Origin of the sequence: Isoptericola sp. NPDC056618 (genome assembly GCF_042792715.1) — a bacterium.
Classification (GTDB): domain Bacteria; phylum Actinomycetota; class Actinomycetes; order Actinomycetales; family Cellulomonadaceae; genus Isoptericola; species Isoptericola nanjingensis.
Genome location: NZ_JBHTVZ010000012.1, coordinates 20,030 through 41,296, shown reverse-complemented (window position 1 = coordinate 41,296; position 21,267 = coordinate 20,030). Strand labels below are relative to the sequence as shown.

General features: G+C 74.8%; 20 protein-coding genes. 12 read left to right on the top strand and 8 right to left on the bottom strand.

What is annotated here, in order from left to right; translation table 11 throughout:
• Positions 1–114: 114 nt before the first annotated feature.
• From ACFQ8T_RS14585 to ACFQ8T_RS14565, 5 genes are all read right to left on the bottom strand, one after another.
• Positions 115–1,359, bottom strand: a complete 1,245-nt coding sequence (locus ACFQ8T_RS14585; protein WP_430547238.1) for a transglycosylase family protein — start codon at positions 1,357–1,359, stop codon at positions 115–117.
• A 276-nt stretch (positions 1,360–1,635) separates the two neighbouring features.
• Positions 1,636–2,853: a ubiquitin-like domain-containing protein gene (locus ACFQ8T_RS14580; RefSeq protein WP_430547237.1), complete on the bottom strand. Its 1,218-nt coding sequence runs from the start codon at positions 2,851–2,853 to the stop codon at positions 1,636–1,638.
• A 61-nt stretch (positions 2,854–2,914) separates the two neighbouring features.
• Entirely contained in the window at positions 2,915–3,829 is a 915-nt protein-coding gene (locus tag ACFQ8T_RS14575; RefSeq protein ID WP_430547236.1) for a TatD family hydrolase, read from the bottom strand.
• 2 nt (positions 3,830–3,831) lie between these two features.
• Complete coding sequence (gene metG, locus ACFQ8T_RS14570; RefSeq protein ID WP_430547235.1) at positions 3,832–5,616, bottom strand: methionine--tRNA ligase; 1,785 nt, start codon at positions 5,614–5,616, stop codon at positions 3,832–3,834.
• Positions 5,617–5,684: 68 nt separating this feature from the next.
• Positions 5,685–6,962, bottom strand: coding sequence for a PQQ-dependent sugar dehydrogenase (locus tag ACFQ8T_RS14565; RefSeq protein ID WP_430547234.1), 1,278 nt, complete (start codon positions 6,960–6,962; stop codon positions 5,685–5,687).
• Between the two features lie 92 nt (positions 6,963–7,054).
• Here ACFQ8T_RS14565 and ACFQ8T_RS14560 point away from each other — a divergent pair, with 92 nt between their 5' ends.
• The 3 genes from ACFQ8T_RS14560 (at position 7,055) to ACFQ8T_RS14550 (ending at position 8,172) form a co-directional block, all read left to right on the top strand.
• Entirely contained in the window at positions 7,055–7,231 is a 177-nt protein-coding gene (locus tag ACFQ8T_RS14560; RefSeq protein ID WP_430547233.1) for a hypothetical protein, read from the top strand.
• Positions 7,232–7,340: 109 nt separating this feature from the next.
• Entirely contained in the window at positions 7,341–7,550 is a 210-nt protein-coding gene (locus ACFQ8T_RS14555) for a hypothetical protein (RefSeq protein WP_430547232.1), read from the top strand.
• A gap of 28 nt (positions 7,551–7,578) precedes the next feature.
• Entirely contained in the window at positions 7,579–8,172 is a 594-nt protein-coding gene (locus ACFQ8T_RS14550) for an isochorismatase family protein (protein ID WP_430547231.1), read from the top strand.
• 30 nt (positions 8,173–8,202) lie between these two features.
• Here ACFQ8T_RS14550 and rsmI read toward each other — a convergent pair whose 3' ends face one another.
• Positions 8,203–9,108, bottom strand: coding sequence for a 16S rRNA (cytidine(1402)-2'-O)-methyltransferase (gene rsmI, locus ACFQ8T_RS14545; RefSeq protein WP_430547230.1), 906 nt, complete (start codon positions 9,106–9,108; stop codon positions 8,203–8,205).
• 35 nt (positions 9,109–9,143) lie between these two features.
• Between rsmI and ACFQ8T_RS14540 the strand changes: the two genes are divergently transcribed.
• The 8 genes from ACFQ8T_RS14540 to ACFQ8T_RS14505 all read left to right on the top strand — a co-directional run bounded on the left by ACFQ8T_RS14540 (position 9,144) and on the right by ACFQ8T_RS14505 (position 17,011).
• Complete coding sequence (locus tag ACFQ8T_RS14540) at positions 9,144–10,946, top strand: dolichyl-phosphate-mannose--protein mannosyltransferase (protein WP_430547229.1); 1,803 nt, start codon at positions 9,144–9,146, stop codon at positions 10,944–10,946.
• 180 nt (positions 10,947–11,126) lie between these two features.
• On the top strand, positions 11,127–11,828 hold the full coding sequence (locus ACFQ8T_RS14535) for a SipW-dependent-type signal peptide-containing protein (RefSeq protein ID WP_430547228.1): 702 nt from the start codon (positions 11,127–11,129) through the stop codon (positions 11,826–11,828).
• A 97-nt stretch (positions 11,829–11,925) separates the two neighbouring features.
• Positions 11,926–12,978 (top strand): hypothetical protein, encoded by a 1,053-nt coding sequence (locus ACFQ8T_RS14530; RefSeq protein ID WP_430547227.1) that lies wholly within the window; start codon positions 11,926–11,928, stop codon positions 12,976–12,978.
• Positions 12,975–13,607 (top strand): signal peptidase I, encoded by a 633-nt coding sequence (locus tag ACFQ8T_RS14525; RefSeq protein ID WP_430547226.1) that lies wholly within the window; start codon positions 12,975–12,977, stop codon positions 13,605–13,607. The genes ACFQ8T_RS14530 and ACFQ8T_RS14525 overlap by 4 nt, the downstream gene beginning before the upstream one ends.
• Positions 13,607–14,479: a hypothetical protein gene (locus ACFQ8T_RS14520; protein ID WP_430547225.1), complete on the top strand. Its 873-nt coding sequence runs from the start codon at positions 13,607–13,609 to the stop codon at positions 14,477–14,479. Before ACFQ8T_RS14525 ends, ACFQ8T_RS14520 begins: the two co-directional genes overlap by 1 nt.
• On the top strand, positions 14,476–15,108 hold the full coding sequence (locus ACFQ8T_RS14515; RefSeq protein WP_430547224.1) for a hypothetical protein: 633 nt from the start codon (positions 14,476–14,478) through the stop codon (positions 15,106–15,108). Before ACFQ8T_RS14520 ends, ACFQ8T_RS14515 begins: the two co-directional genes overlap by 4 nt.
• Before the next feature lie 50 nt (positions 15,109–15,158).
• Positions 15,159–16,349 carry a hypothetical protein gene (locus ACFQ8T_RS14510; RefSeq protein WP_430547223.1) on the top strand — a complete coding sequence of 397 codons (1,191 nt, stop codon included), beginning with the start codon at positions 15,159–15,161 and terminating at the stop codon, positions 16,347–16,349.
• Entirely contained in the window at positions 16,346–17,011 is a 666-nt protein-coding gene (locus tag ACFQ8T_RS14505; protein WP_430547222.1) for a response regulator, read from the top strand. The genes ACFQ8T_RS14510 and ACFQ8T_RS14505 overlap by 4 nt, the downstream gene beginning before the upstream one ends.
• Positions 17,012–17,035: 24 nt before the next feature.
• Here the strand turns inward: ACFQ8T_RS14505 and ACFQ8T_RS14500 are convergent, their stop codons facing one another.
• Positions 17,036–18,493: a family 20 glycosylhydrolase gene (locus ACFQ8T_RS14500; protein WP_430547221.1), complete on the bottom strand. Its 1,458-nt coding sequence runs from the start codon at positions 18,491–18,493 to the stop codon at positions 17,036–17,038.
• Between the two features lie 155 nt (positions 18,494–18,648).
• Positions 18,649–20,337, bottom strand: coding sequence for a hypothetical protein (locus tag ACFQ8T_RS14495; RefSeq protein ID WP_430547220.1), 1,689 nt, complete (start codon positions 20,335–20,337; stop codon positions 18,649–18,651).
• Positions 20,338–20,651: 314 nt separating this feature from the next.
• Here ACFQ8T_RS14495 and ACFQ8T_RS14490 point away from each other — a divergent pair, with 314 nt between their 5' ends.
• Positions 20,652–21,194: a sugar O-acetyltransferase gene (locus ACFQ8T_RS14490; protein ID WP_430547219.1), complete on the top strand. Its 543-nt coding sequence runs from the start codon at positions 20,652–20,654 to the stop codon at positions 21,192–21,194.
• The last annotated feature ends 73 nt before the right edge of the window (positions 21,195–21,267 follow it).

Sequence of the window (21,267 nt, the reverse complement as noted above, 5' to 3'; positions counted from 1 at the left end):
GAGACCCACAGCCCGCCCGGGGCGCAGGGAGCCCCGACGCAGGACCGCCCGGGACGGCGGTGCCGTCCCGGGCGGTCGGTCACGTCGGCGGGCACGAGGCCCGACGGCGTCAGGTCAGAGCAGGCCGAGCTTGGCCGCGCACGCGGGCCACTGGCCCCAGCCGGACTGCGCCTGCAGCTTCTGCGCGAGGCGCGTCTGCTCGGCGGCCGAGTTCTCCGACGGGAGGCCGGAGCCGCCCATGGCGTGCCAGGTCTCCGCGGAGAACTGGTACAGGCCGTAGTAGCCGTTCCCGGTGTTCGTCGCCGGGTCGCCGCCCGACTCGCACTGGGCGAGGTCGGCCCACACGCCCGCGGGCGCGGAGCCGGTGGCCTTGGACGTCGAGCCGCTCGACGAGTCGGAGGACTCGGACGACGACGAGGACGAGGACGTCTTCTCGGGCGCGGGCTCGGGCTCCGGCTCGGGGCGCTCCTTGGTGCCCTCGACGACGACCTCCGTGACCGGCTTGGTCGTCACCTTGTCCGAGAGCTTCTTCTTGGCGACGACGTCGCCGTCGACCGTGGTCACGCGGTACGTGAGCGTGCGCTCGCCGTCCTTGCCCTCCTGGGCGACCTTGCTGCCCTGGTCGGCGTAGCGGTCGGCGTCCTTCTCGGTGCGCGACTTGTGGTCCACCGCGACCTTCTTGGTGACCTTCTTCGTCTCGACGCGCTCGATGACGATGCGCACCGCCGGGTCGCCGTCCGCCTTGGCGGTCTGACGCTCCACGAAGACATGGTCGTCGTCGTCGACCGTGAGGCCGAGGCCCTGGAGGATCGCCTCCAGGCCGACGGAGCCGTCGTCGACCACCGTGGTGGTGCCGTCCGCGACGACGGCGACCGGCTGGTCGGCGTCGAGCTGCAGCGGCAGCGAGGCGCGGTCGCCGGAGCGGGAGGCGACGAGGGAGACGTCGGAGCCGCGGGCGTCGAGGCCGCGCAGCGCCTCCTCGGCGTCGAGCGCGGTGACCCACACGTCGTCCTGCTCGCCGTCGACGTCCACGGTGAGCTCGTGCCCGGAGCGGACCACGACCTGCGAGCCGTCGCGCAGGGCGGCGCCCGTGTCGGGGGTGACGGCGTCGCGCTCGCCCACCTCGACGCCCTGGGCGTCCAGCAGGCCGGCGACGGAGCCGGAGAAGGTCTCGACGGTGCGCGTCTCGCCGTCGATGTCGAGCGTCACGCTCTTGCGCGCGCTCTCGTAGGCGGTGGCCGCACCTCCCGCGACGACGAGCGCGCCGGCGGCGAGACCCGCGATGAGCGGGAGCCGGCGGCGACGGCGCGTGGCGGTCGTCGTGGAGGCGGCTGCTGCGTCGGGCCCAGCCTCGGGCATCGACTCGGCCGAGGAATGGGGAGTCTCGTTCGAGGGGTTCACACAGGTCCAGTCGTCGTGCGGTCCGGTCACGACGGCGGGGTCCCGGCTGGCTGTCGGGGCGTGGTCGATCCGGTGGCTCCGAAGACCGTAACCGGATCGTGATCATCGGCCAAGCCTGGCTATGGTAGAGATGCCCGGTTCCGTCCCGTCGTGCCCGGAAAGTCCGGACGAACGGCGTGAGCCGTCTCACAGAGGTCGCCGCGCGTCCTCAATATCCGCGTCGGCGGGCGGGGATCAGTACCAGCCGACCGACATGGAGTGGCTCCACGCCCCGCACGGCGTGCCGTACCGGCCGGAGATGTAGCCCAGGCCCCACTCGATCTGCGTCGACGGGTTGGTGCGCCAGTCCGAGCCGGCGGTCGCCATCTTCGTGCCGGGCAGCGCCTGCGGGATGCCGTAGGCCCCGCTGGACGGGTTCTCGGCGTTCCAGCGCCAGCCGGACTCCTTGTCCCACAGCTTCTCGAGGCAGGCGTACTGGTCGTCGCCCCAGCCGCGCTCGGCGGCCATCGCCTTGCCGATCGCCTTCGCGGAGCCCGGGTCCGGGTTCGCCGTCGAGACCTCGAGCGTGCCCACCACGACGACCTCGTCCACCGGCTCGCGCGTCACCTCGCGGTCGACCACGGTGCGCTGCACCTCGGCGCCGTCCAGGGTGCGCACCTCGTAGGTCGTGACGCGCTCCCCCGGCACGCCGGCCGTGCGCACCACCTCGTACCCCTTCGGCAGCTCGTCCGACTCGACCTTCGTCGTCTCGAACGGGATGACCTCGGTCTTCCGGTCGGCGTCGGTGTCCCCGCGGCTCACCATGACGAGCATGCCGTCGACCGCGGCCCCGCCGAGCGGCACCGACGTGCGGTCGTGCTCGCCGAGGGTGATACCGGCGGTCGCCAGGACGTCGCGCACCGTGGACTGCGCGGTGCGGATGGGCAGCACCAGGCCGTCCACGGCCACCTGCACGGTCTTCGTGGTCGACACCCGCACGGGGGTCCGGTCCAGCGCCGCGGTGCGCGACGCCGACGTCACGGCGTCCGCCCCCCGGGGCCCGAGCGCCGCGAGCAGCTCGCCCACCGTGTGCGCCGTCGTCGGGAAGGTCGTGACCTCGCCGTCGATCTCGACCGTCACCTCGCGGCTCGAGCGGACCACGACCTGGCCGCCGTCCGCGGCCGCGGACGACGCCGCCGGTTGCACGAGGTCGTCCGGGCCGAGCGGGATGTGGTGGTAGCGCAGCACGTCGGCGACCGACGCGCCGTACGAGTCGACGGTCGCGACGTGGCCGTCGTAGTCGATCGTCATCGTCTTGTGCACCTGCGTGACGGCGGCCGTGCCGCCCACCAGCGCGAGGACCACGGTGCCGTGCACGACGTGGCGCGCGGGCCCGGTGAGGGCGCCGCGGCGAGGGGTCGACGCCGGAGCCGTCGCCCTGTCCGACGCCCGCTCCGCCCTCGACCTCCGCACGAGCACCAGACCGTAACGGAACCGTGACCAGGGGGGAAGACCCCGACCGCTCACCGATCCCTCACCACGTGCCGTACACGCGCTCGGACGTCGCCGAGAGCTCGCGGCACACCTCGTCCAGCGGGCGCTCGAGGACGTCCGCCATCGCGCGCACGGTGTGCGCCGCGACGTACGGGGCGTTCGGCTGGCCGCGGTACGGGTGCGGCGGCAGGTAGGGCGCGTCGGTCTCGACCAGCACCAGCTCGAGGGGGACGGCCCGCAGCGCGCCGCGCAGGTGGTCGTTCTTCGGGTAGGTCACGGGGCCCGCGAACGAGAGGAACCAGCCGTGCTCGGCCGCCAGGGCGGCCATCTCCTCGTCGCCCGAGTAGCAGTGGAAGACGGTGCGCTCGGGGGCGCCGTCGGCCAGCAGGACGTCGATCACCTGCGCGTGCGCGTCCCGGTCGTGGATCTGCAGCGCCAGGCCGAGCTCCTTGGCCAGCGCGACGTGCGCGCGGAACGCCTCGCGCTGCACCGACTCGCCCCGCGGGCCGGTACGGAACAGGTCCATGCCCGTCTCGCCGATCGCGCGCACGCGGTCGTGCGCCCGCGCGACCTCCGCGACGCGGGCCAGCGCGTCGTCGAGCGCGACGGCGTGGTGCGGCGCCGGGTCCGGCTCCAGCCCGTCCGGGCCCACCTCGCGGACGCCCGCGTGCAGCACGGCCTCGTTCGGGTGGATCGCGACGGCGGCGAGCACGCCCGGGTGCCCCGCGGCCAGCAGGTCGACCGTCCAGTCGATGCCGGGCAGGTCGCAGCCCACCTGCACGACGCGGTCCACGCCCGCCGCCGCGGCGCGGGCGAGGTGCTCGCCGACGCGGGGTGCGGGGACGTCGTCCGGCAGCACGCCCGCGATCGCGTCGAGGTGCGTGTGGTTGTCGGCGACCGGGACGGGCAGGGGCGCGGGTTCCGCCGGGAACCCGCGCTCGCGCTTGCGCGCCACCCTCAGGCCTTCTCGCGCAGCCGCTCGAGCTCCTCCTCGACGATCGAGTCGTCGAGCTTGGTGAACACGGGCGTGGGCTTCGCGATCTCGGTGCCCGGGGTCACGGGTCGCGACTCCCAGGAGGGGAAGTCGTAGTCGCCCGTGATGACCGGGTACTGCCGGGAGTCGTCGTCGAGGTCGGTGACCTCGTCGATGCGCGGCTGGGGCGCGAAGGTGCCGGTGCCGCCGATGGTCTCGTGCACCTGCTGCGCCGAGTGCGGCAGGAACGGGCTGAGCAGCGTGTTGCAGTCGCTCACGGCCTGCGTGACCGTGTGCAGCACGGTCGCGAGCCGGTCCGGGTCCGTCTTGAGCTTCCAGGGCTCCGTCTCGGAGACGTACCGGTTGACGTCGCCGACGACGCGCATCGCCTCCGCGATCGCCGCGCGCTGCCGGTTGGACCCGATGAGCCCACCGACGGTGCCGAACGCCTCGGACGTCGCCTTGAGGACGCCGCGGTCGACGTCGGCCAGCTCGCCCGGCGTCGGGACCTGCCCGAAGTTCTTGTGCACCATGCTCGCGGTGCGGTTCACGAGGTTGCCCCAGCCCGCCACCAGCTCGTCGTTGGTGCGGCGCAGGAAGCTGTCCCACGTGAAGTCGACGTCCTGGCTCTCCGGGCCGGCCGCCGCCACGTAGTAGCGGAACGCGTCCGGCTGGTAGCGCGCCAGCATGTCGCGCACGTAGATGACCACGCCGCGCGAGCTCGAGAACTTCTGCCCCTCGACGTTGAGGAACTCGGAGCTGACCACCTCGGTGGGCAGCTGCAGCGTCCCGTACGGGCCCGGCGCGCCGCCGCGCGAGCCCTTCCCGTCGTAGGCCAGCAGCTCGGCCGGCCAGATCTGGGAGTGGAACGTGATGTTGTCCTTGCCCATGAAGTAGAAGGAGCGGGCCGTCTCCTCGTTCCAGAACGCGCGCCACGCCTCCGGGTCGCCCGTGCGCCGCGCCCACTCGATCGACGCCGAGAGGTACCCGATGACGGCGTCGAACCACACGTACAGCCGCTTGGTCGGGTTCTCCTCCCAGCCCTCGAGCGGCACCGGGATGCCCCAGTCGATGTCGCGCGTCATGGCGCGAGGCCGGATGTCGTCGAGCAGGTTGAGGCTGAAGTTCAGCACGTTGGGCCGCCACCCGGTGCGGGTGCGCAGCCAGTCGCCCAGCGCGTCGGCGAGCGCCGGCAGGTCGAGGAAGAAGTGGTTCGACTCGACGAACTGGGGCGTCTCGCCGTTGATGCGGCTGCGCGGGTTGATCAGGTCGATCGGGTCGAGCTGGTTGCCGCAGTTGTCGCACTGGTCGCCGCGCGCGCCGTCGTACCCGCAGATCGGGCACGTGCCCTCGATGAACCGGTCGGGCAGCGTGCGGCCGGTGGACGGGGAGATCGCGCCCATCGTGGTCTTCTCGACCATGTAGCCGTTCTTGTACACCGTGCGGAACATCTCCTGCACGACGGCGTAGTGGTTGCGCGTCGTCGTGCGGGTGAACAGGTCGTAGGACAGGCCGAGCGACGTGAGGTCCTCGACGATGACCCGGTTGTAGCGGTCCGCGAGCTGCTGCGGCGTCACGCCCTCCTGCTCCGCCTGCACGAGGATCGGCGTCCCGTGCTCGTCCGTGCCGGAGACCATCAGCACGTCGTGACCCGCCATCCGCATGTGCCGGCTGAAGACGTCGGAGGGAACGCCGAAGCCGGCGACGTGGCCGATGTGCCGCGGGCCGTTGGCGTAGGGCCACGCCACGGCCGAGAGGATGTGGGTCATGCGGGCGATTCTAAGGGCCCGGACGACGACGCGTCCGAGCGGTCCGCGGCCCGGTCGGGCCCGCCGCGTCAGCCGAACGTGACCCGGACCAGGCGGTCGTCGCCGTCGCGCGGCGAGCCGCGGCCGTCGGTGTTGTTGGTCAGCACCCACAGTCCGTCCGCGTCGCCGCCGCCCGGCTCGACGGGGGCGACGTTGCGCAGCCGGCCCAGCTCGCCCGCGAGCAGCGCCTGCGGCTCGCCGAGCGGCCGGACGCTCCCGTCCGCGTCCACGGCGTCCTTGCTCGGGCTCGGCCCGGCCTCGTCGCCGCCCTCGTCCGCGGCGGACGCGGTGCCGCCGAAGGGCACCCGCCACAGCCGCTCCCCCCGCAGGCCGGCGAGATAGACGGCGTCGTCGGTCACCGCCAGGCCGGACGGGGACGCGTCGGACGTGGGCCACCACGCGACCGGAGCGACGGTGCCGTCGCCCGCCTGCGGCTGCCCCTCGAGGCCGGGCCCCTCGACGTCGGGCCAGCCGTAGTCGCCGCCCGGCTCGATCTCGTTGAGCTCGTCCCAGGTGTTCTGGCCGAACTCGCTCGCGAACATCCGGCCCGACGCGTCCCAGCCGAGGCCCTGCACGTTGCGGTGGCCGAAGGTCCAGACCGGCGAGCCGGGGTCGGGGTTGCCGGGCGCCGGGTCGCCGTCGGTCGTGACGCGCAGGATCTTGCCGGCGAGCGACGCCCGGTCCTGCGAGGCCTCCCCGTCGCCCGCGTCGCCGGTGCCGACGTAGAGGAACCCGTCGGGACCGAAGGCCAGGCCGCCGCCGTCGTGGTGGCCGGCGCGCGGGATGCCGTCGAGGACGGTCGTGAGCCCGCCGAGCACCGTCCCGTCCAGCGCGCCGCGCAGCACCGCGTTGTCGTCGGCGCCGGTGCGGTAGACGAACACGTCGCCCGAGCCCGGGTCGCGCGCGACGCCGAGCAGCCCGCCCTCGCCGTCGGGCGTGGTCTGCGCGGCGAGCTCGTCGGCGCCGGGGCCGGTGACGTCCGTCGTCGTGCCCGCGTCGGGGTCCACGACCACCAGCCGCGCCTCGTCGCGCAGGCTGATCAGCAGCGTGCCGTCCGGCAGCGGGGCGAGGCCCCACGGCACGTCGAGGCCGTCGACGATCGTCTCGACCGAGACCTCGGGGGTGGCTGCCGGCGAGGCGGACGCCTCAGGGCCGGTGCCGCGCGGCGGCTCCGGCTCCACGGACGACGACCGCGTCGACGGGTCGGGACCGTCGTCGTCGCCGGGGCCACCGCAGGCCCCCGGCAGGAGCACGAGGCCCACGAGCAGGACGACGACCACCGGTCGGCGGGAGGGATGGCGCCTCATGACCCCATCCTGCTGCGCTCGGCCGCCGCCGTCGACACCCCGCCGCCGGGCTGGCATGCTCTCCCCCAAGAACCGGTCAAGGGGGGACTGCGATGTCGATCACCGAACGCCTGCGGCGCCTGTTCCGGCATGACGGCGAGGCCCCGCCCGCCCAGCGACCGGTCCTCGCGCGACTCTCGGTGGTCGAGGAGCGCGGACGGCCGGCCGCCGGCACCATGACGGTCCAGCCGCTCTACCGCCCCGGCTCCGCCGGAGGGGGCTGCTGCTGACGCCCTTCCTCCGCCCGATGCCCCGGGTGACGGTCGTCGACACCCGACCGACTCACGACCTACGCTTGACGAGCGGTTTTCGGGGCTGCGGTTCGGCGAAGGAGTCGTCATGAAGATCAGCGGAAGGCTCAGGACCATGTTCCACCGTCGCGAGAAGCTGCCACCGCTCGATCCCTCCGAGCGGCGCCCACCCTCCTGGGCCGCCGACCCGCGGCTCGAGCCGGACCGCGAGGACATGCGCAACCGGCGCTCCGCGGACGCGTTCGGGATGGGCTACCTCGACGGCGGCGGATTCACGGACGGGGGTGGCAACCCCTGACCTCGGCGCGTCGTGGCAGGCTGGCACCATGAGTGACGCCCGGCCCGCCCCCGTCCGTGCCCTGATCGTCGTCGACGTCCAGCCCACGTTCTGCGAGGGCGGCGAGCTCGCCGTCGAGGGCGGCGACCGGGTCGCCCAGGACGTCGCCGCCTACGCGGCCGCGCACCGCGACCGGTACGAGATCGTCGTGACGACGCAGGACTGGCACGTCGACCCGGGCGACCACTTCAGCGACCACCCCGACTTCGTCGACTCCTGGCCGCCGCACGGCGTCGCCGGCACGCCGAACGCCGAGCTGCACCCCGCCCTCGCCGATCTGGGCCCCGACGTGTCCGTGAAGAAGGGCCAGTACGCCCACGGCTACTCCGGCTTCGAGGGCACCGACGGCGACGGGCGCACGCTGGAGCAGGCCCTGCGCGACGCGCGCGTCGAGGCGGTCGACGTCGTCGGGCTCGTCGAGTCGCACTGCGTGAAGCGCACCGCCCTCGACGCCGTCGGCCTGGGCCTTGCCACGCGCGTGCTCACCGACCTCACCATCCCTGTCAGCCCCGAGCAGGGCGAGCAGGCCCGCGCCGAGCTCGCCGACGCCGGCGTCGAGCTGTCCCCCTCGACCGCCATCTGACCGCCGCCCGACCGCCGACCTGGTCGGCCGCTACTTCGCGGCCAGGGCGGCGGCGTAGAGGTCGCGCTTGGGCACGCCGGCCGCGGTGGCCACGTCGGCGACGGCGGCCTTGAGCCGCTCCCCCGCCCGCACGCGGGCCAGCACCTCGGGCACGAGGTCCTCGACGCTGGGCGCGGCGCCCGCGGGCGCGCCGCCGACGACGACGCAGATCTCGCCGCGCAGCCCGTCGCCGTGCGCCGCGCGGGCGTCGGCCTCGGCGACGACGTCGGCGAGCGAGCCGCGGAGCACCTCCTCGTACGTCTTGGTCAGCTCGCGGCAGACGGCGGCGGCCCGGTCGGCGCCGAACGCGTCCGCCATGGCGTGCAGGGTGTCGGTGATCCGGTGCGGCGCCTCGAAGAAGACCATCGTGCGGGGCTCCGCGGCCAGCGCGCCGAGCCATCGCGACCGCTCCCCCGCCTTGCGCGGCACGAACCCCTCGAAGGTGAACCGGTCGGTGGGCAGCCCCGACAGGGCGAGCGCCGTGAGCACGGCCGACGGCCCGGGGGCCGCCGTCACGCGCAGGTCCCGCTCCACGGCGCGGGCCACGACGCGGTAGCCCGGGTCGGACACCGCGGGCATGCCGGCGTCGGACACCACGAGCACGGTGCCGCCGTCCGCGACGACGTCGAGCAGCTCGTCGGCGCGCGCCTCCTCGTTGTGCTCGTGGTACGACGTCACGCGCCCGGCCACGGTCACGCCCAGGCGCGCGGCCAGGGCGTGCAGGCGGCGCGTGTCCTCGGCGGCGACGACGTCGGCCTCCGCGAGCAGCCGCCGCAGCCGCGGCGACGCGTCCTCCGCGTTCCCGATGGGCGTCGCCGCGAGCACGACCGCGCCGACCTCGGCGCGCGGGGCGGGACGGCGTTCGTCAGCGGGTACGGCGGAAGGCTCGGAGGTCATGGTGACCAGCGTCGCACGGCCCCTACGATGACCCGGTGACCGCCCCCGACGCCGACGCCACCACCACCGGCGATCCCGCGCCCGCGGGCACGCCCCCGAGCCACGCCCGCCACCGCGCGGACACGACCCCGGACGGGACGCACGAGACGGACGGCTCGCCGGAGGCGCACGCGGACCCGCCGCCGGCGTTCCCCGGCGCGCCGGCGGCCTCGCCGTCCCCGACGCCCGCCGACGGCGACGGCCGCACGACCCAGGCGAAGCTGCTCGAACGGCTCCTCGGCGCCCGGCGCGTCCGGCTCGACCTGCGCCGCCGCGACCGGTTCTGGGGCTGGTTCGGCACGATCGTCGTCACGCTGCTGGCGGCGGTCGCCCGGCTGTGGCAGCTGGGCCAGCCCCACAAGCTGGTGTTCGACGAGACCTACTACGTCAAGGACGCGTTCACGCTCGGCCGCCTCGGCTTCGAGGCGCAGTGGCCCGACGAGCCCAACCCGGCGTTCGAGGCCGGCGACGTCCTCACCTACCTCGACAAGGCCGCCTACGTCGTCCACCCGCCGATCGGCAAGTGGATGATCTGGCTCGGCATGGAGGCCGGCGGTGGCGCCACCAGCTCGTTCGCGTGGCGCCTGTCCAGCGCGATCATCGGGATCGTCGCCGTGTTCCTGCTGGTGCGGATCGCGCGGCGACTGTTCGCGTCGACCACGATGGGGATCGTCGCGGGCCTGCTGCTCGCCGTCGACGGCGAGGCGATCGTGCACTCCCGCACGGCCCTGCTCGACCAGTTCCTCATGTTCTGGGTGCTGGTCGCGTTCGGCTGCCTGGTGATGGACCGCGAGCAGGCCCGGCGCCGGCTCGCGGGCCGGGTCGCGGAGATCCTCGACGCCGGCGGCACCGTGGCCCGGTACGGCCCCCGCCTCGGCTTCCGCTGGTGGCGCCTCGCCGCGGGCGTCAGCCTCGGCCTGGCGTGCGGCACCAAGTGGTCGGGCCTGTGGTTCGTCGCCGTCTTCGGCATCCTCTCCGTGCTGTGGGACCTCGCGGCCCGGCGCGCCGCCGGCGTCGGCCGCTGGTGGGAGGACTCCCTCGTCGTCGACGCCGTCCCCGCCTTCCTCACGATCGTGCCCACCGCGGCCGCCGTCTACGTCGCGTCGTGGTGGTCGTGGTTCGTCAACCAGGGCGCCTACCTGCGGCAGTGGGCGGCCGAGCATCCCGGCGAGGGCGTCACCTGGCTGCCCGACCCGCTGCGTAGCCTGCTCCACTACCACCAGCAGATGTGGGACTTCCACACGGGGCTCTCCTCCGACCACCCGTACGCGTCGCACCCGCTGGGCTGGATCGTGCAGTGGCGGCCCACGTCGTTCTTCTGGGAGAAGGAGTCGCCCGGCCAGGGCACCTGCCCCGCCGACGCCGCGGAGGCCTGCGCCCGCGCCGTCACGTCGCTCGGCAACCCGCTGCTGTGGTTCCTGGGCGCGGTCGCGATCGTCGCGACGATCTGGCTCGGGGTCCGGCTGCGCGACTGGCGCGCCCTCGCCGTCCTGAGCGGCACCGCCGCCGGCTGGCTGCCCTGGTTCGCCTACGCGCCGCCGTTCAGCGACCGGACGATCTTCACCTTCTACTCGATCGTCTTCACGCCGTTCGTGGTGCTGACGCTCGTCTATCCGATGGTCGTGGCGCTGGAGCGCACGGAGGGCCGACGCCGCGAGCGCTCGTTCGCCGTGGCGACGATCATCGCCGTCCTGGTCGTGATCCTCGCCGTGTCGGCGATCTTCTACCCGCTGTGGACGGGGATGCAGGTGCCGTACTCGTACTGGCAGAACGTCATGCGGCTGGAGTCCTGGATCTAGGAGCCCCGGCCCTCCGCCACCACGGCACTGGGGTTTCCCCTAGCAGTGGTCAGACCACGCCCGTGCGCCGCCAAGACTGGGGACCGTTGCGACGGCGAGTCACCGGACGACGGAGAAGATCTCCACGGGGAGCACCCTCGCGCGATACGCAACGCGACCGCACGAAGGGTGAGGCTCATCATGAACACGAAGACCAAGGGAATCGTCGCCGGCGTCGCAGGGGCCGCCCTGCTGCTCGGCGCGGGCGGCACGTTCGCCCTCTGGCACGACGAGGGGCAGGTCGCCGGGGGTGTCATCCGCGCCGGCCACCTGAAGGTGGTGGCGGAGGAGACGCAGTGGTTCGACGTGTCCCCCGACCGCGGCGACGTCCAGGACCTGGCGGGCGAGGTCGGCCAGGCGCTGCGCTGGGACACGAACTGGCTCGGGCAGGAGCAGTCGCTCCCGATCGGTGTCACCACCGAGTTCCGGAACCTCGACGCCGACGGCACGGGGGCCGGCACCAGCGACGTCGTGGGCCACCAGGTCGACCTCGGCATGTGGCAGGCGGTGCCCGGCGACTTCGTCCTCGGGCGGACCCGGGTGATGGCCCACACCGAGGGCGACAACATGGACGCACGGCTCTCCGTGCACGGCGCCCCCCTCGACGGCGAGCTCGCCCAGGGGCTCGGCCTGAAGTTCTTCGTCACCGACCGCGAGGGGAAGGTCATGAGTGGCGCCCACGACGTGTCCGAGGCCACCGACCTGCACGTCCCGGGAGCCGGCGGGCACGAGCTGCAGGTGTTCGTCCTCGGGAACCTGCCGCGCGAGATCTCCCGCCAGGACCTGACGGGCACCGAGGCGGCTCTGCTGGACATGACCGTGAGGCTGGAGCAGGTCCGCTGAGGGCTCTCGCCACCTGACGCCACCCGGGCCCGGCGATCGCCGCGGGCCCGGGGGCGCGACGGCGGCACCGCTGCAGACCCTCTGAAGGAGGCTCTCCATGAAGTGCGCAGCCAGCCTCTCCGCCGGAGCTCTCGCGGTCGTCCTCCTCCTCGGAGCGACGGGCACCACGACCGCGGCCTGGCGGGACGAGGCGCCCGTCCTGGCCGCGGCCCTCGCGGCCGGGGACCTCGACGTCACGCTCGACGCCGCGGGCGACCCCGGGGACCCGGGCGCGATCGAGCCGAACGGCGAGCTCACGGCCACCTACGACCTCGGCACGTCGCTGCGCGGGGACAACCTCGACGCGGTCCTCCGGCTCGCGGTCCCCGCCTGGCGCGACAGCCTGCTGCTCGACGTGCTCGAGATCTCGGCCGTGGTCGAGCAGGACGGCGCCCCGGTGGCGACCGGGACGCTGGACGCCGAGGGCGCGTTCCGGTTCGACGGGGAGGCCGACGTCCCCGTCGAGCTCCCGCGCGACGCCGTCGGCGCGCTCACCGTGACGCTCACCGTGGCGATGGACCCGGGGGCGGGGAACGCCTACCAGGGCCTCCGGCTGGAGGACGGCGAGCTCGTCGCCGACCTGTGGCAGGTCCGGACGGGCGAGTCCGTGGACGATCGCGAGCGCCTGTGGAGCGACGACGCGGCAGCCCCCGCGCCGGACGTCGTGAGCGGCTCGCTGGGGGTCGAGGTCGACGCGGCCCCGCGCGCCCAGGCCGACGACGCCCGGTCGGGCGACGCGGCCGAGACCGACGCCTCGGACGAGGCCACCGGCACCGGGCCGGCCGACCCTGCCGACGCACCGGACGGCGCCACCACGGCGCCCGAGCCGAACCCCGAGCCCGAGCCGACGGAGACCACCCCCGCCGAGCCCGAGCCCACGGAGACCACCCCCGCCGAGCCTGAGCCCACGGAGACCGCCCCCGCCGAGCCGGAGCCCGCCGACCCGGAGCCCGAGTGGGCCGACGACCTGCTCGACCTGCTCGACGGAGCCGGCCTCGACGAGGCCGCCGTCGACCCGGACGACCTCCCCGCCGAGGTCGAGGAGTGGGCCGAGGCCCACGGGATCGCGCTGGACGACGTCCGCGCCTGGTTCGAGGGGAGAGCGTCATGACCGCCGGCACCGGGCATGCCCCGGCCACCGACGTCACGTCGTCCCCCGCCCGCCGGCCGCGCACCACCGGGCGCCCGCGCCGCATCCTCGGAAGGGTCGCGTCCGTCGCGCTCGGCGCCGTCATGGTCGCCCTGCTCGCGCTGGCCGGAGCCGCCGTGGTCGTCCCCAAGGCCATGGGCGCCACCCCACTCACGGTGCTGACCGGCTCCATGGAGCCGTCGCTCTCGCCCGGCGACGTCGTGGTGGTGCGCCCGGTCGACCCGGCGGACGTCCAGGTGGGCGACGTCCTGACCTTCCAGCCCGTCTCCGGCGACCCCACCCTGGTGACCCACCGGGTCGTCGGGCTCGTGTGGGGCGGCGACGGCGAGCCTGCCGGCTTCACCACCCGCGGCGACGCCAACGGCGCCGACGACGACCCGATCGTGGCCGACCAGGTGCAGGGCCGCGTCCTGTACTCGATCCCGGCGGTCGGCCACCTGACGAACGCCTCGTGGGCGCCCACGGCCGTGAAGGTCGCCGCCGTCGGCCTCATCCTCTACGGCGTCGTCGCGGTCGTGACCCCCGACCGCTCGCGCCGCAGCCGCCGTCGCACCGAGCCGACCACCGACCGAGACCAGGGAGCATCGTGATGACCAGGAACCGCACCAGGGCCCTCGCGCTCACCGTGGTGCTCGCCGCCACCGCGGCCGTCGCACCGTCGGCCTCCGTGGTCGCGGCCGCCGCGACCGCCGGGATCGCGAGCGCGGACGTGGCGAGCCCGGTCACCCCCGAGCACGACACCGACGGCACGCCGCTCGTCCGCCTGACCGGAGACGTGACGCCGGGAGACGCGATCCTCGTCGACGGCTCTCTGCTGGGCGAGGTGGTCGTCGTCCCGGGCGACGCCGGCCGGGCGGTGCTGCGGGTGCGCAACGACGGTCCGACCGCCGGCACGCTCACGGCGAGCGTCGTCGACGCCGTCGCCTTCCGCGACCCCGACGACGCGAGCTGGGTCGACGACCCGTTCTACGACGACCTGACCGTCAACGGTGTCCCCGCCACGCAGCTGGAGGGTCGCCGGACAGTGATCCACGAGGTCGCCCTGGGCCGCGGGGCCACCGTCGACATCCCCGTCGACTACGACTTCCCCGTGGAGGCGACCAGCGGCAACCGCGCCTTCGTGGGCGAGCGCGTCTTCTCGTTCGACCTCCTGCTCCGCATCCTCGGCGACACCCCCGCCCCTGAGGCCCCGGGCGACTCCGGCCCCGGCGCGGACCCCGGCGACGACCGGACCGCGGCCGGTCCCACGGATCGCGGCGCAGGCGATGACGACACCGGCACCGCCCGCGCGGTGACCGGCGACGCCGGCACCAGCGGGCTCGTCGCCCGCACGGGCGGAGCAGCCCTCCCCGCCGATCCGCCCTGGTGGCTCCTCGTCGGCGCGGCGCTCGCGCTCACCGCGGCCGGCGCCGCCCGGGCCCTGCGCCGTCACCGGGCAGCACCCCAGGAGGTGCCCGAGTGAGGCGATGGGTGCGGGTGCTCCTGGGCGCGGTCGTCGTGCTGTCGCTCGGCGGCGCGGCGGCCGTGACCTGGCTCGGGCTGCAGGGTGAGAACACGTGCGTCGCCGCCCTGCGCGACCTGGACGGCCGGTGCGTCCGTCTCGACGCCGAGCCCGACGTCGCGCACGCGGACCTGCGCCCGACCGCCGGCCGGTTCGAGGCTCCGGCCCAGGGTCTCGACGTCCCCCTCACCTCGATGGCCGCCGCGGGCGGGGCCCTCGACCCGCCCTCGCTCACCGAGGCGTTCGAGGTCCGCGACCCCGACCGGACGACCGCCGAGGGGTCCCGGCCCCGGATCGTGGCCGTCCACGCCGTCCGGGACGGACGCGCGCCGGGCAACGCGTTCTTCGAGCCCGGGGCACGCGACCCGGCCGTGACGGTCGCCCGTGGCGACGAGCTCCGCGTCGACGGCGTCGTCTACGTCGTGGAGCGCACCGAGGTGCTGAGCAAGGCCGCCGCCGCCGCGTCGCCCGACGTCTGGGGCCATCGCCCCGGCGGCGAGGACCGCCTCGTGGTGCTCACCTGCCTGCAGCGCGCGGGCAGCGCCGGGCCCGCGCGGGACAACCTGGTGATCCAGGCCGTCCGCGCGTGATCGGCCGCCCCTCGGGTTGCCGGCACGCACCCCCCTGTCGACGATGAGGCGTGGTCCGAGACGTCGATCGAGCCGAGCGCCGCGTCTTCATGATCGTCGCGGTGTCGGCCGTCGCCCTGATCGCGGCCGTTCCCGCCGTCGAGCTCGCCCTGTGGGGGATCGAGGGTATCGCTCCGGTCAGCCACGGCGGCGACCTGCTCCTGGGCGGGGCCAGGCTCGCGTTCGTCGCCCGCCTCGCCCTCCTCCTCGTCGCCGGGGTGACGGTCGCGAGCGCGCTCTCGGCGGCGCTGCTCGCGCGGCTGCGCATCCTGCACCGGTCGCGCGCCCTGCGGATCACGTTGGTCGTCTGCCTGAGCCTCGGGATCGGGGTCGTCCGCACCGCCGCCATCTCGCTCGGCCTCCCGCGCGGCGCCACGGCGGAGTTCCTGGTCGCCGAGACCCTCCTCGCGGCGGCCGAGGCGTGCTTCGCCATCTCGGTCGCCCTCTTCTACGTGGGGACACGGCAACGCATCCGGGAGGAGGAGCGTCGGCACCTCCTCGAGACGCAGCGGACGGAGCTCGCCCGCATCGAGGCCGAGAAGGAGGAGCTGCGGGTGCGGCGCGACGTCTCGCGCGACCTGCACGGGGGCCTGCAGCAGCGGCTCGTCCTCGCGATCCGGGACGTCGAGGCGATCCGCGACGACCTGCGCCGCGACGGGCAGGAGCGCGCAGCGCTCGTCCTCGAGGAGGTCTCCGAGCGGCTGGACGACTTCCGCGAGACCGAGGTGCGGGCCACGGCGCACGCCCTCTACCCGCCGGCAGGCGACTTCGCCCTGTCCGCGGCGCTGCTCCTCCTCGCGGACCGGCTGCCGCCGTCGGTCCGGATGGACGTGCGCTACGAGGGCGTCGCCGACGCGCTGGTGGCCGGGTACGAGCTGCCCGCGGCGGACCGGGTCATGCTGTTCTCCATCGTCGAGGAGGGGGTGAGCAACGCCGTGCTGCACGGCAAGGCCGGCGTCATCGACGTGGTGGTCAGCGGAGAGACGGACGCCTCCGGTCGCAGCACGGCCGGGCTCACCGTGGACGACGACGGCGTGGGCCTGACGGACGACCCGACGCTCTCCGGGCTCGGCCGGCTCCGCGCGAGGGCGCGCGGGCGGGGCGGGGACCTCACGCTCGGCCCGTCGCCCTTGGGGGGCGCCCGGCTCGCCGCCCGGGTGCCGGTGCGCGACCCCTCGTCCGAGCCGGACGGCCGGCGATGAGCGCCGCCCGTCGCCCGCTGCGTGTCGCCGTCGTCGAGGACGAGGCCATGATGCGCGGCCTCGTCCTGGCCCTGCTCCGCGCCCAGCCCGGGATCGAGGTGGTGGCCGACGCCGCGGGTCAGGCCACCGCGCTGGCGGCGATCCCGCCGGGTTCGGCCGACGTCGCCATGCTCGACATCGAGCTCGAGGACGGCAACGGCATCGCGCTGGGACGCGCGCTGCAGGAGCGGGACCCGAGGCTGCGGATCCTGCTCGTGTCCAGCCACAACCTCCTCGCCCTGGTGCGCTCCATCAGCGCCGGCGCCCCGACGGCGTGGAGCTACCTGTCGAAGCGGTCGTCGGCCCAGCCCGGTGAGCTCGTGCGGGCCCTGTCCGCCGTGGCCCAGGGGCGGGTCGTGATCGATCCTGTGCTGGTGAGCCGCTCTGTGCCCCGGTCGGACACACCTCTGGCGCTGCTGTCGGCGGCGCAGTTCCGGGTGCTGCAGCTCGTGGCGGAGGGGCGGGGCAACGGCGCGGTCGCCGCGGAGCTGGGCATCACGCCCAAGGCGGTCGAGGCCCACCTCACCAGCATCTACAAGCGGCTGGACCTGCCGGAGGGAGCCAACCACCGCGTCGCGGCGGTGCTCGAGTTCCTCCGGCAGTCCGTGCGGCCCGGGGCCTGACCGCCGCCCCGTCCCGTGTCCCGCTCAGGCGGCGGGCCAGTCGACCTGCGGGGTCTGGTGGAACGCCCACCCGCCGGCGCGCCAGGCGGGGGCCTGTGCGGCGGTGCGGGCGCGGAAGGCCTCCCAGTCCTTGCGCTCGGGCGCGGTCCAGGCCACCTCGGCGACCGCGCCGAGTCGCGGCAGCAGCATGGAGAACAGCTCGTCGCGGGTGGTGATCGTCTCGGTCCAGACGGCGGCCTCGACGCCCTCCACGGAGTCGGCGGGCAGGCCGTCGATGACGGCGGTGGGCTCCCACTCGTAGGAGTCGCGCAGCTCGACGTAGCCTGCCCAGTGCAGGCCGAGCTCGTGCTCGGGCGTGTACTTCATGTCGAGGTAGGCGTGGTTGCCGGGCGACATGATGAACCGCGCGCCCGCGTGCGCCGCCGCGACGAAGCGTGCGAACTCCTCGCCCTTCGGCTCCCAGTACTGCAGCAGCGTGCCCGGCTCGACCGGGCCACGGGCGCCCTCCTGCCAGAAGATCGGCGTCTTGCCGTGGTCCCGCACGATCCGCGCGGCGAGCTCGACGAACTTCGCGAACTCCTCGACCTCCATCGTGTGGACCTCGTCGCCGCCCACGTGGACCCAGTCGCCCCGCGTCATGGCGGCGACGTCGCCGATCACGTCGCGCAGGAACGGCTCGGTCGCCGGGTTGTCGAACCAGAGGCGCGAGAAGCCCACCTCGATGCCCTCGTACGGCTCGGTGGGCAGGCCGTCCTTGGTGAGCGCCCCGTAGACCTGCGTGGCCGCGTTGATGTGCCCGGGCATGTCGAACTCGGGGACGATCGTCACGAACCGTGCCGCCGCGTACTCCTGCAGCTCGCGGAAGTCGTCGACGGTGAGGAAGCCGGCCGTGCCGCCGCCGACCTGGCTGTCGGACGCCTTCTCCAGCTCGGGGCGCGACGGCGTCTCGATCCGCCAGCCCTGGTCGTCGGTGAGGTGCAGGTGCAGCACCCGCAGCTTGAACGCACCGACCAGGTCGACCACGGCGCGGATGTCCTCGGGGCCGAACCAGTGCCGCACGACGTCGAACGACAGCCCGCGCCAGCGGTACCGCGGCGCGTCGTGCACGACCACGGCGGGCACCTCGCGCGCGCCGCCCGCCGCGGCGGCGGGGACGAGCTGGCGCAGCGTGCGCACCGCGTGCAGCAGGCCGACCGGCTCCGGAGCGGTGGCCTCCACGCCCGCCGTCGTCACGCGCAGCGTGTAGCGCTCGGGGCTGTCGGAGCCCTCGGGTCCGGCGGCGTCGTCGAGGCGCAGCACCACGGGTGTGGCGCCGTCCGCCGCGGACCCCGCGTCGACGACGCGCACGCCCGCCGCCTCGAGCTGTTCGGCGGCGACGACGGCGAGGGCGTCGTCGGGGGCGACCAGGCGGGCGACGTCCAGGGCGAGCGGGGCAGCGTCCTGCCCGTCGACGACGGTGGGCCACGGGATCAGGGACAGCACGATGATCGGTCTCCAGGGGCGCGGGTCGACGGCACCCGGTCGGCGCCGACGGAGGATCGAAACGTTACGTTAGTGATCCTGCCGAATCGATCGAACCCCTGTCAACGACGCCGTCCGACGGCGCCGGACCGCACGCGACGGCCAGGAGGTGGCGATCAGGAGGTGGCGATCAGCACCGGCGCCGGGTCGGTCGGGACGACCGCCCCCGCCGCCCCCGCCGCCCCCGCCGCCGGACCCGACCACCCGAGGTGCACGCCGTCGGGCAGGTCGGCGCTCACCTGGTTCCACACCCACTCGCCGGTCGTGGCGCCGCCGGTCAGGTCGGCGAGGACCAGCACCTCCACCTGGGGCACCGAGCGCAGCAGGGACCGGTCCGGCACGGACTCGGGTCGCGTCTGGTGCACGACCAGCAGCGCCGGCGGAAGGCCCTCCCGCGCCACGAGGTCGGCCAGGTACGTGGTCACGTCGTCGAGCTCGTCCACCGTCATCTGGTGGGACGTCGTCGCGGCACCGTCCCCGACCCGGGACTCGGGGTGCAGGGCGACCCCCACCCCGGGCGTCCGCAGCAGCGGCTCGGCCGCGCGCACCTGCTCGACCACCGGTGCCGGCCCGGCCCCGACGTCGAGCAGCACGTACACCCCGGCGTCCCGCGCCGCGTCGACCAGCGGGCGCAGCGCGTCCACGTCCTCCTGCGTCACCCAGTCGCCGTCCTCGCCCGGGCCGCTCGCGGTGGCGCTGACCGGCAGCACCAGCGTCGGCACGACGGGGGCGTCGGCGGCGTCGTCCGGCGCGTCGTCGCCCGGCACGTAGGCGGCGGCCGCGGCCTGCGCCCGTGCGACGGCGGACGCGGGCTCGTCCCAGACCGACCCGTCGACCGCGACGTAGCGCGCCGGCAGCAGGTGCTGCGACCCGGTGGGCAGCAGCGCCGCCCGCTCCGCGGCCGCGACGCGCCAGGCGAAGGTCCCGGCGTCGCCGAACGACCGCCCCACCCCGACGACGGTGAGCGCCTGCGCGCGGTCCACCGTCTCGACGACGCGCGCGGACGCGAGGTCGCCGCCGGGCACCTCGGTCGTCACGGCCCCCGCCGCGCGCAGCGAGGCGATCGCGGCCTCCTGCCCCTCCTGCGGGTCGACCAGCGCGAGCACCTCGCGCAGCAGGCGGGGCGCCCCCTCCGTCCCTCCGGACGCGGAGGGGGACGCCCCCGGGCCCCCGCCGAGCAGGGAGTCGAGGCTGTCGACGAGATCCTCCAGGTCGTCGTCCTCGAGCGTCGGGCCCGCACCGTCGCCCGTGTCGCCCTCCCCGCCGGCGACGTCGGGGCTGGCGGTGATCGCCTGGACGCCCGCGGCGTCCGCGACCTGGCGAGCTGCCGCGCCCGGCTCCGCCTCGGCGCCCTCGTCGGCAGCGCCCGAGGCGTCCGTGCCGTCCGCGGCATCCGCGGCGGCGTCCTCCGCCCGCGCGTCGCCCGTGACCACGACCGCCGCGCGCGCGCCGAGCCGCTCGAGCTCCTCGGCGACCCCCGTCCCGGCGTCGTCCGCCAGCAGCGCCGGGGCGTGCACGGCCACCGCCGTGGCAGCGAGGGCCTCCCGCGCTCCCGCGTCGTCCGCGTCCGCGAGGACCACGACCTCCGAGCGCGCGAAGACCGTCTGGCTCGTCGTGAGGGCGAGCTCGACCGGGTCGGCCGCGTCGAGGAGCACCGTGTGCGTGGACAGGTCGCGCACCGCGACCGCCGGGGCGCCCGTCGACGGGCTCGCCGTCTCGCCGGGCGGCGAGGCCGCGCAGCCGGTGAGGGCGAGTGCACCGGTCAGGAAGGCGGGCAGGACGAATCGGACGTTCCGGAGGGGCACGCCCCTCATCTTTGCGCATCCACCGACCGCTGGTCGACGACTTCCACCACCTCGTCACATGCGCGCGGCGCGATCCGGCCCGGCCTCGGGCGCCGTGCAGGTCAGGCGTCGGCGAGCGGCGCCATGATCTCCGCGTACTGCCGCCGCTGCGCGGCGGAGAGCGGCCGGCGCAGTCCGTCGAGCGTGGAGTCCGTGCGCACGCCGTCCGCGTCGACGACCGCACGGCCGTCGTGCGGCTCGGCGCCGCACCGCGACCGGCCGCTCCCGGCACGTCGTGAGCAGGAGATGTCGCACCCGCCCGGCACCATCGAGGCATGCCGAGCGACCTCCTCCTGCGCATCCACGGCCCCGAGTTCCGGGCCATGTCCGAGCGGGTGCTCCGCGCCACCGAGCTCACCTCCCGCCTCAACGTGCTCCCGTTCGACGACGAGGCGGGCAAGGCGGAGCTCTTCGAGCAGATCCTCGGTCGTCCCGTCCCGCCGAGGACGACGATCTACCCGCCCTTCTACACGGACCACGGCCTCAACCTCGACCTCGCCGACCGGGTGTTCGTCAACCAGAACTGCACCTTCCTCGACTACGCCGGGATCCGGCTGGCCGAGCGCGTCATGGTGGCGCCGCGGGTCACGTTCATCACCGTGGGCCACCCGGTCGACACCGACGACCGGCGGGTGTGGCTCACCGGCGGCCCGATCCACGTCGAGGAGAACGTGTGGATCGGCGCAGGCGCGACCGTCCTGCCGGGCGTCACCATCGGGCGGGACTCGGTGATCGCCGCCGGGTCCGTCGTCGCCGACGACGTGCCGCCCCGGAGCCTCGTCACCGGCGGCAAGGCGACCGTGCGACGTACGTGGTGAGCCCTCCCGCCGGGTGAACTGCGTCCGGGCGGTTGAGGTCGCGCGCGACGGTTCCTAGTCTGCTGAGGTGTCC